This is a genomic window from Paramagnetospirillum caucaseum (assembly GCF_000342045.1).
Classification (GTDB): Bacteria; Pseudomonadota; Alphaproteobacteria; order Rhodospirillales; family Magnetospirillaceae; genus Phaeospirillum; species Phaeospirillum caucaseum.
On the sequence record NZ_AONQ01000048.1, the window covers coordinates 24,817 to 33,770 of the forward strand.

Below are 8,954 nucleotides of genomic sequence, written 5' to 3' on the forward strand. Positions count from 1 at the left end.
TTCCATGACCGTCATGCACGAAACCGATGCGGTGATCGTCGGCGCCGGCCCGGTGGGGCTGTTCACGGTGTTCCAGTGCGGCATGGTCAAGGTGCGATGCCACGTGGTCGACGCCCTGGAAGCGGTGGGGGGCCAGCTCTCCGCGCTGTACCCGGAAAAGCCCATCTACGACATCCCCGGCCACCCGTCCATCCTGGCCGCCGATCTGGTGGAGCGCCTGTCCGAGCAGGCGGCGCCCTTCCACCCCATCTTCCATCTCGACACCCAGGTCAGCACGCTGTCCCGCCGGGACGACGGGCGCTGGCTGTGCGGCCTGTCCAACGGCGACAGCATCACGGCCCGCGCCGTGATCATCTGCGCCGGCGGCGGCGCCTTCGGCCCCAACCGCCCGCCGCTGGACGGGCTGGCGCAATACGAAGGCACCAGCGTGTTCTACCTGGTGCGCCGGCGCGAGGATTTCCGCGGCAAGAACGTGGTGATCGCCGGCGGCGGCGATTCGGCGGTGGACTGGGCCATCTCGCTGTCCGAGGTGGCGGCCAGGGTGATGGTGGTGCATCGCCGGCCCAAGTTCCGCGCCGCCCCGGAATCCGAGGCGCGCCTCAAGCAACTGGCCGAATCGGGGGCAATCGAACTGGTGGTGCCCTATCAGCTGCACGGCCTGGAAGGTGCCGGCGGCCGGCTGTCGGCGGTGGTGGCCGCCACCCTGGAGGGCGAGACCCGGCGCCTCGACGCCGACGTGCTGCTGCCCTTCTACGGCCTGTCCAGCGATCTCGGCCCCATCGCCCAGTGGAATCTCGGCATGGACCGCAACCTGATCGCCGTCGATCCCGCCACCGGGGCCACCGACGCGCCGGGCATCTATGCCGCCGGCGACATTTGCACCTATCCCGGCAAGCTGAAGCTGATCCTGTCTGGCTTCGCCGAAGCCGCCCGCGTCGCCCACTCGGCCCACGACGCGGTCCATCCCGGCGAGGCGCTGCACTTCGAGCACTCGACCACGTCGGGCGTGCCGAAGGGCTGACCTGCGGCCGGGACGGCCGCGCTCCGGGAAGAAATGGAGCGCGGGCATCCTGCCCGCCCTGGCAACTCAGTCCCCCGCCCCGAAGAACTCCAGCTGCCATTCCATCTCGGCCTCGGACAGCGGGTGGTCGCCCTGCTTGGCGCCCAGCACCTTGGAGGGGGTCAGGCGCAGCAGCTTGGCCTGCAGCTGGGTGCCGCAGGCGGCGGACAGGCCGGCCTTCCAGGTGACCGCCACCATGCCCTTGGCGCTCTTGGTGTAGATCACCTTGCGCACCGCCTTGGGCGGCAGCTCCGACAGGACCGCCAGGGCGGCGGTGACGAAGGCGTGGTCGCCCGACGACAGGGCGGTATCCACCGCCGTCTCGTTCAACTGCCCGGCGGCATGCAGGGCACGGGCCCGCTGCAGGGCGGCGGCCTCGTCGGCGTCGCGCTTGGCCTCGTTCTTGGCACCGGCATCGTCCTCGATCTCGCCGATGCGGCGCGACACCACGGCGGCGACGGCGGCGATGGCGTCGGCGTCCAGGTCCTGGCGGGCCGCCAGGGTCTGCAGCAGGTTGGCGGCGACGAAGCGGGCCAGCTTCTGCGCGGTGCGGGCCGAAAGCTGCGGCCGCTCGACCATGGGCCGGTGCCAAGCCTCGATATCGGCGGCGCGGTCGGCCAGACGGTCCAGGGTCTCTTCGCGGATCTGGGCGGAGGGATTGCCCAGCAGCACCGCGATGGCATCCACGTCGTCGGTGGCGGCGATGGCGTCGGCCACCTTGACGTTGACCACCGAGCGCCGCGAGATGCAGGCCAGGGCGCCGGGAATGGGACCGGCGCCGATGATCTCCAGCAGGTCCTCGTCGGTCAGCACCGGCGAGAATTGCAGCACCGGCCCGGCCACCACCAGTTCGGCGTCGCGGGCCAGCCGGCGGATCACGTCGGGCGGCGCATTGGCCACGTCCTGCAGCGCCTCGGCCAGGATCTGCCGCACCTTGGGAATCTGGTCGCGGGCCAGCATCTCCAGGGATTCGAAGGTCATGCGGCGCAGGCGGTCCTGTTCGTGGGGCGACAGGCCGGGGGCCACCCGGGCGATCTTGGCGGCCAGGTCGCCGCGCACCGCGTCGTTCTGGTCGCCGGCCAGACGGAGATTGGCCTGGGCCGGGGCGTGGGGATTGGCCGCCACCTGGCGCCGCACCTCGGCGTCGCCGTCCTCGGACAGGAAATAGAGGATCTCGGCCTTGACATCCTCGCGGGCCGCCAGTTCGGCGCGCACCTTGGCATCGGGATGGGCGGCCAGTTCCTTGGCCTGCTCGTAGTCCAGCGGCCCCTTGCGCCCGCCGCCGAACAGCCGCTTGAGAAATCCGCTCACGCCCCCTCCCCGCCACCCGTCGGCGGCGCGATGCGCCAGGCACCCTTGCCGCTGCGCTTGACCTCGTACATGGCCTTGTCGGCGCGGGCGATCAACTCCTCGATGCTTTCCATGTCGCCGCCGCCGTGCACCGCCACGCCCAGCGAACAGCCCAGCGGCTTGTCCGCCCCGCCGGAATAGGGGTCCAGGCCCTTGGCCGCCTCCAGCAGGTCCTGGCAGCGCTTGACGGCGATGCGTTCCTCGGCGGCCTCCAGCCAGATGGCGAATTCGTCGCCGCCCAGCCGCGCCACCAGATCGATGGGCCGCGTATGCTGCAGCAGCAGGTCGCGCACCGCCAGCAGCGCCTCGTCGCCGGTCTGGTGGCCGTGCACGTCGTTGACCGCCTTGAAGTTGTCGAGGTCCACATAGATCAGCGCGGCGGGCCGCCCCTCGCGCCGCAGGCGGTGGAAGCGCCGGGCGATCTCCTCGAAGAAAGCGCGGCGGTTGAACAGCCCGGTCAGCCCGTCGGTACGCGACAGCTTGACCATGCGCTCGTGGTTGGTGATCTGCTCGGCGGCGAGGCCGACCTGATTGGCCACGTCGTCGATCAGCAGGCGGTCGTCGTCGCTCCAGGCGGCGCGGTTCATCTGCCGCCACAGCAGCACGGCGCCGTTGATGGAATGGCGGTAGCGGCAGACCGAGGCCAGCACCCGCCACTCGCCCAGATCGGCATCGTAATGGTCGGAGGCCTCGAAGGTGTCGAGCACCGGCCGGCAATCCCCGAACTGGCCGTAATCGGCCGACAGGACGAAATCGGAATCCTCGGACTGGATGCGGAAGATCTGGCAGCCGGTAGCGCCCAGCGCGCGGGCCGTGGCCTCGGCCGCCGCCTTCAGCATGTCGGCGGGGTCCACCTCGTCCCTGATGGTGCGCACGATGTAGCTGAGCAGGCGTTCGCGGTTGTTGGCCCGGCTCAGCGCCGCGTCGCGCAGCCGCTCCTGCGTCACGTCGCGGCAGACGCCGCGGGCGCCGCGCCATTCGCCGCCATCGCCGCGGATGGGAGTGGAGGAGGCCAGCAGACACAGCGGCTGGCCGTCCGATTGCCGCATCCACACCTCGATGTCCTCGACCGGGGCCACCGCGTCGAAGGGGCCGGGGCCGTGGGTGTTTTCCTCCTGCAGCACGAACTCGGCGGGGCGGCGCCCCACCAGCTCGTCGGCGGCGAAGCCCAGCGCCCCCTTGGGGCTGACGAAGACGAAGCGCCCGTCGGCCCCGGTCTCCCAGGCGAAGTCGCTGGAAATCTCCACCAGGTCCTTGTAGCGCTGGCGGGATTCCACCAGGGCGGCCCTGAGGTTGCGCTCCAGCGTCACGTCGCGGCCGAACAGGATGACCTGGCCGCCCTCGGCGGGAATGGAGACCAGATCGAGGATCAGGGTACCGCCGGTGGCAAGCTGCAGGCTTTCCACCGAGGTGGCGCCCGGCTGGGCCAGCAGGGCGTCGAGGCAGGCCAGCCGCCCCTGCGCCACCGCCAGGGCCAGCGGCTCGGCCCGCTGGTTGGCGGCCAGGATGGTCCCGTCGCGGTCGAGCAGCACCGCCGGCCCGGGAAGAGCGCTCAATCCCTCGGCTCCCAGAACCATGGCGGCACGTCCGCCTGCCGGCGGCTTGCCTCGCTGTTTTTCGCCTGTCGCGCTCATCGGTCCTGGATTCCCGGCCGTCACGTCCCACTCCCCTCCTACCATAGGTATAGGCACTTAACGATCCCCTAAAGGGCTTGATCTTGCCATGGGCGCCGGGGCGCGCTACGTCTTGCCCATGGACAAGGATTTCCCCGACCTGTCGCGCATCGAGACCTGGGTCTTCGACCTGGACAACACGCTGTATCCGGCGTCGTCCAGCCTGTTCCCCCAGATCGACGTGCGCATGCGCCGCTTCATCGCCGACCGCCTGCACCTGTCGCTGGACGAGGCCTTCGCCCTGCAGAAGCGCTATTACCGCGAATTCGGCACCACGCTGCGCGGCCTGATGCTGATGCACCGGATTGAGCCCGAGGCGTTCTTAAGCTTCGTCCACGACATCGACTGCACGGTGCTGGACGCCGCCCCCCGGCTGGACGCCGCCCTGGCGGGGCTGGCGGGGCGCAAGCTGATCTTCACCAACGGATCGGAGCGCCACGCCGAGAACGTGCTGGCCCGCCTGGGGCTGACCCGGCACTTCGAAGGCATCTTCGACATCCGGGCGGCGCGCTTCATCCCCAAACCCGAGCCCGAATGCTATCGGCTGATGATCGATCGCCACTCCGTCGATCCCAGGGCCGCGCTGATGGTCGAGGATATCCACCGCAACCTGCGCCCTGCCGCCGCCATCGGCATGACCACCCTGTGGGTCAAGGAGGACGGGCACCCCGACACCGAGGTGCTGGGCCAGGATTCCGGCGACCTTGCCCATGTCCACCACGTCACCGACGACCTTGCCGCCTGGCTGGAGCGAGCGGCGCGGGGCTGAGGCCGCCTGGCGGGCGAAGGCGCTCAGGGTTCAAGCCAGCAGATTTTGGTGGCCCCTGCCGGGATCGAACCGGCACGCCCGAAGGCGAGCGATTTTAAGTCGCTTGCGTCTACCAGTTCCGCCAAGGGGCCTTGGGGGAGTCCGCCCCGACCGGGCGGTGCCGCCCTTATACCCCAGCCGCGCCCGCCCCCCAAGTCCCGGCATTCCATCCGCCGCAAAACGGCCCGCGAGATTGACAGATGGCGGGCCGGCCTCTATCTCTTGCCGGTCGCAATAGGCCCCATTCGGGCCTGCTCTCATTATTCTTGGGGAAGCTTCATGTTCGGCGCCCTTGCCCGGCGGATCTTCGGAACCGCCAACGACCGTGTTCTCAAGCCGCTGAAGAAGCATGTCGAGGCGGTCAACGCCTTGGAACCTGCCTTCGAGAAGCTCTCCGACGATGAGCTGCGCGCCAAGACCGCCGAGTTCCGCGCCCGGCTGGAGAACGGCGCCGAACTGGACGAGCTGATGGTCGAGGCCTTCGCCACGGTGCGCGAGGCCGCCAAGCGCACGCTGGGCCAGCGCCACTTCGACGTCCAGCTGCTGGGCGGCATGGTGCTGCACCAGGGCCGTATCTCCGAGATGCGCACCGGTGAAGGCAAGACCCTGGTCGCCACCTTGCCGGTCTATCTCAACGCCCTTTCGGCCAAGGGCGTGCATGTGGTCACCGTCAACGACTACCTGGCCAGCCGCGATTCCGAGTGGATGGGGCAGGTCTACCGCTTCCTCGGCCTTTCCGTCGGCGTCATCACCCACGGCCTCGACGACCTCGAGCGCCAGCAGGCCTATGCCTGCGACGTGACCTACGGCACCAACAACGAACTGGGCTTCGACTACCTGCGCGACAACATGAAGTTCCGCCTGGAAGAGATGGTCCAGCGCCCCTTCAACTACGCCATCGTCGACGAGGTCGATTCCATCCTGGTGGACGAGGCGCGCACGCCGCTGATCATCTCCGGCCCCACCGAGGACAATTCCGACCTCTACCGTCTGGTCGACAAGCTGATGCCCGACCTGGTGGCCGAGGATTTCGAGAAGGACGAGAAGGTGCGCGCCGTGACGCTCACCGACCGCGGCACCGAACACGTCGAGGCGATGCTCCAGGCCGCCGGGCTGATGAAGGGCACGCTGTACGACATCGGCAACGTCAGCCTCGTCCACCACGTCAACCAGGCGCTGCGCGCCCACAAGCTGTTCACCCGCGACGTGGACTACATCGTCAAGAGCGACAAGGTCATCATCATCGACGAGTTCACCGGCCGCATGATGGAGGGCCGCCGCTATTCCGAGGGCCTGCACCAGGCGCTGGAGGCCAAGGAAGGCGTCACCATCCAGAACGAGAACCAGACCCTGGCCTCGATCACCTTCCAGAACTATTTCCGCCTGTACCCCAAGCTGGCCGGCATGACCGGCACCGCCATGACCGAAGCCGGCGAATTCGCCGAGATCTACAACCTGGAAGTGGTGGAGATCCCCACCAATCTGGCGGTCAGCCGCAAGGATTTCGACGACGAGGTCTATCGCACCGCCAAGGAGAAGTACGAGGCCATCGTCACCCTGATCGAGGAATGCCGCGGCCGCATGCAGCCGGTCCTGGTGGGCACCACCTCCATCGAGAAGTCCGAATTGCTGGCGGACATGCTCAAGAAGAAGAAGATTCCGCATCAGGTGCTGAACGCCCGCTACCACGAGCAGGAAGCCTATATCGTCGCCCAGGCCGGCGTGCCCGGCGGCGTGACCATCGCCACCAACATGGCGGGCCGCGGCACCGACATCCAGCTGGGCGGCAATCTCGACATGCGCACCAAGATGGAACTGGCCGAGATCACCGATCCGGCCGAGCGGCAAGTGCGCATCGACGGCATCAAGGCCGAGATCGAGGTCAACAAGCAGAAGGTGCGCGACGCCGGCGGCCTCTACGTGGTCGGCTCGGAGCGCCACGAATCCAGGCGCATCGACAACCAGCTGCGCGGCCGCTCGGGCCGCCAGGGCGATCCCGGCGCGTCGAAGTTCTTCCTGTCGCTCGAAGATGACCTGATGCGCATCTTCGGCTCGCAGCGCATGGACGGCATGCTGCAGAAGCTGGGGCTCAAGGACGGCGAGGCCATCGTCCATCCCTGGATCAACAAGGCCCTGGAAAAAGCGCAGCAGAAGGTCGAAGCCCGCAACTTCGACATCCGCAAGAACCTGCTGAAGTTCGACGACGTGATGAACGACCAGCGCAAGGTCATCTACGAGCAGCGCAAGGACCTGATGAGCGCCGACGACGTCTCGGAAGAGATCGCCGCCTTCCGCCACGAGGTCATCGCCGAGATGGTCGGCCGCTGCATCCCCGAGCGCGCCTATGCCGACCAGTGGGACGTGGCGGCGCTGCACGAGGAAGTGCTGCGCGTCTTCAACCTGGACCTCCCCATCGCCGAATGGGCCAAGGAGGAAGGCATCGCCGACCAGGAGATCCGCCACCGCGTCACCGACCACGCCGACCGCAAGGCGGCGGGCAAGGCGGCCGAATACGGCCCCGACACCATGCGCATGGTGGAAAAGAGCATGCTGCTGCAGATTCTCGACCAGGCGTGGAAGGAGCACCTGCTGCAGTTGGACCACCTGCGCCAGGGCATCAGCTTGCGCGCCTACGCCCAGCGCGATCCCCTGAACGAGTACAAGCGCGAAGCCTTCAACATGTTCGAGCAGATGCTGCTCGACCTGCGCGAGCGCGTCACCTCGGTGCTGGCCCATGTCCAGCTGCGCTTCTCCAGCGACGAGGAGGCCGAACAGGCCCTGGAGCCCCAGCGCCCGTCGCGCACCCAGGAAACCCGGGAAGACCCCGCCTTCTCGGGCGGCGGCGGCTCCATCGCCCTGGCCCAGCGCAACACCACGGTGGACCCCAACGATTCCACCACCTGGGCCGCGACGCCGCGCAACGCGCCCTGCCCCTGCGGCTCGGGCAAGAAGTACAAGCACTGCCACGGGGCGGCCTGAGCGAGCCCCCACCCCGACCCTCCCCCGCCAAGGTGAGGGGGACCGGGGACCGACAAAAAGAAAGGGCGGGAAGCTTTCGCTTCCCGCCCTTCTCTTGTCCAGCGGCCCCGCTTAGCGGGTCGGAACCGGAACCTCGCCGGTGTAGTCGTAGAAGCCGCGGCCGGTCTTGCGGCCCAGCCAGCCGGCCTCGACATACTTCACCAGCAGCGGGCAGGGGCGGTACTTGGTGTCGGCCAGACCGTCATGCAGCACCTGCATCACCGCCAGGCAGGTGTCCAGGCCGATGAAATCGGCCAGTTCCAGCGGGCCCATGGGATGGTTGGCGCCCAGCTTCATGGCGGTGTCGATGCAGGTCACCGAACCGACGCCCTCGTACAGGGTGTAGACGGCCTCGTTGATCATCGGCAGCAGGATGCGGTTGACGATGAAAGCCGGGAAGTCTTCGGCCGAAACCGGCTTCTTGCCCAGCTTCAGGGTCATCTCGCGCACCAGGGAGAAAGTCTCCTCGCTGGTGGCGATGCCGCGGATCAGCTCGACCAGCTGCATGACCGGCACCGGGTTCATGAAGTGCATGCCCATGAACTTGGCGGGGCGGTCGGTGGCGGCGCCCAGACGGGTGATGGACAGCGATGAGGTGTTCGACGCGATGTGGGCCTCGGGCTTCAGCACCGGACAGAGCTGGGCGAAGATGGCCCGCTTGATCTTCTCGTCCTCGGTGGCGGCCTCGATGACCAGATCACTATCGGCGAAATCGGCATAGGCGGTGGTCGGCTTGATGCGGCCGAGCGTGGCGGCCTTGTCGGCCTCGGTCAGCTTGCCCTTGGCAACGGCGCGGTCCAGGTTCTTGGTGATGGTGCCGAGGCCCCTCTTCAGGGCTTCGTCGCTGATGTCGAGCAGGATGATGTCGAAACCGGCTGCGGCGCAGACATGGGCGATACCATTGCCCATCTGGCCCGCGCCGATAATACCGATCTTCTTGATAGCAGTCATTATTGGGCTCCCGGATGGTAGGGCGTTTGCCTTAGGGCAGGGTGAAAACTACTTGTTGAGTTCGGTGGCCAGTTCCGGCAACACCTTGAAGAGG

At 67.9% G+C, this 8,954-nt stretch carries 6 protein-coding genes and 1 tRNA gene; 3 read left to right on the forward strand and 4 right to left on the reverse strand.

Annotated features, from left to right (window positions below; all coding sequences use genetic code 11):
- Positions 1-4: 4 nt before the first annotated feature.
- Positions 5-1,021, forward strand: coding sequence for an NAD(P)/FAD-dependent oxidoreductase (locus H261_RS15940; RefSeq protein WP_008619452.1), 1,017 nt, complete (start codon positions 5-7; stop codon positions 1,019-1,021).
- A gap of 66 nt (positions 1,022-1,087) precedes the next feature.
- On the opposite strand, the gene H261_RS15945 is transcribed toward H261_RS15940, so the two are convergent.
- Together H261_RS15945 and H261_RS15950 are read right to left on the reverse strand one after the other, a co-directional pair.
- Complete coding sequence (locus H261_RS15945) at positions 1,088-2,371, reverse strand: DUF2336 domain-containing protein (RefSeq protein ID WP_008619453.1); 1,284 nt, start codon at positions 2,369-2,371, stop codon at positions 1,088-1,090.
- Positions 2,368-3,966: a sensor domain-containing diguanylate cyclase gene (locus H261_RS15950; RefSeq protein WP_235062956.1), complete on the reverse strand. Its 1,599-nt coding sequence runs from the start codon at positions 3,964-3,966 to the stop codon at positions 2,368-2,370. Before H261_RS15950 ends, H261_RS15945 begins: the two co-directional genes overlap by 4 nt.
- 166 nt (positions 3,967-4,132) lie before the next feature.
- Here H261_RS15950 and H261_RS15955 point away from each other — a divergent pair, with 166 nt between their 5' ends.
- Positions 4,133-4,852, forward strand: coding sequence for a pyrimidine 5'-nucleotidase (locus tag H261_RS15955; protein WP_008619456.1), 720 nt, complete (start codon positions 4,133-4,135; stop codon positions 4,850-4,852).
- 46 nt (positions 4,853-4,898) lie between these two features.
- Here the strand turns inward: H261_RS15955 and H261_RS15960 are convergent.
- Positions 4,899-4,983, reverse strand: a tRNA-Leu gene (locus H261_RS15960).
- Between the two features lie 187 nt (positions 4,984-5,170).
- Here H261_RS15960 and secA point away from each other — a divergent pair.
- On the forward strand, positions 5,171-7,870 hold the full coding sequence (gene secA / locus H261_RS15965) for a preprotein translocase subunit SecA (RefSeq protein WP_008619458.1): 2,700 nt from the start codon (positions 5,171-5,173) through the stop codon (positions 7,868-7,870).
- 111 nt (positions 7,871-7,981) lie between these two features.
- Here the strand turns inward: secA and H261_RS15970 are convergent, their stop codons facing one another.
- Positions 7,982-8,860 carry a 3-hydroxybutyryl-CoA dehydrogenase gene (locus H261_RS15970; protein ID WP_008619460.1) on the reverse strand — a complete coding sequence of 293 codons (879 nt, stop codon included), beginning with the start codon at positions 8,858-8,860 and terminating at the stop codon, positions 7,982-7,984.
- Between the last annotated feature and the right edge of the window lie 94 nt (positions 8,861-8,954).

What these genes read in the sequence shown, in the direction of transcription:
- H261_RS15940 (WP_008619452.1), top strand. Translation starts at nt 5, where the DNA reads ATGACCGTCATGCACGAAACCGATGCGGTGATCGTCGGCGCCGGCCCG.
- H261_RS15970 (WP_008619460.1), bottom strand. Translation starts at nt 8,860, where the DNA reads ATGACTGCTATCAAGAAGATCGGTATTATCGGCGCGGGCCAGATGGGC.
- secA (WP_008619458.1), top strand. Translation starts at nt 5,171, where the DNA reads ATGTTCGGCGCCCTTGCCCGGCGGATCTTCGGAACCGCCAACGACCGT.
- H261_RS15955 (WP_008619456.1), top strand. Translation starts at nt 4,133, where the DNA reads ATGGGCGCCGGGGCGCGCTACGTCTTGCCCATGGACAAGGATTTCCCC.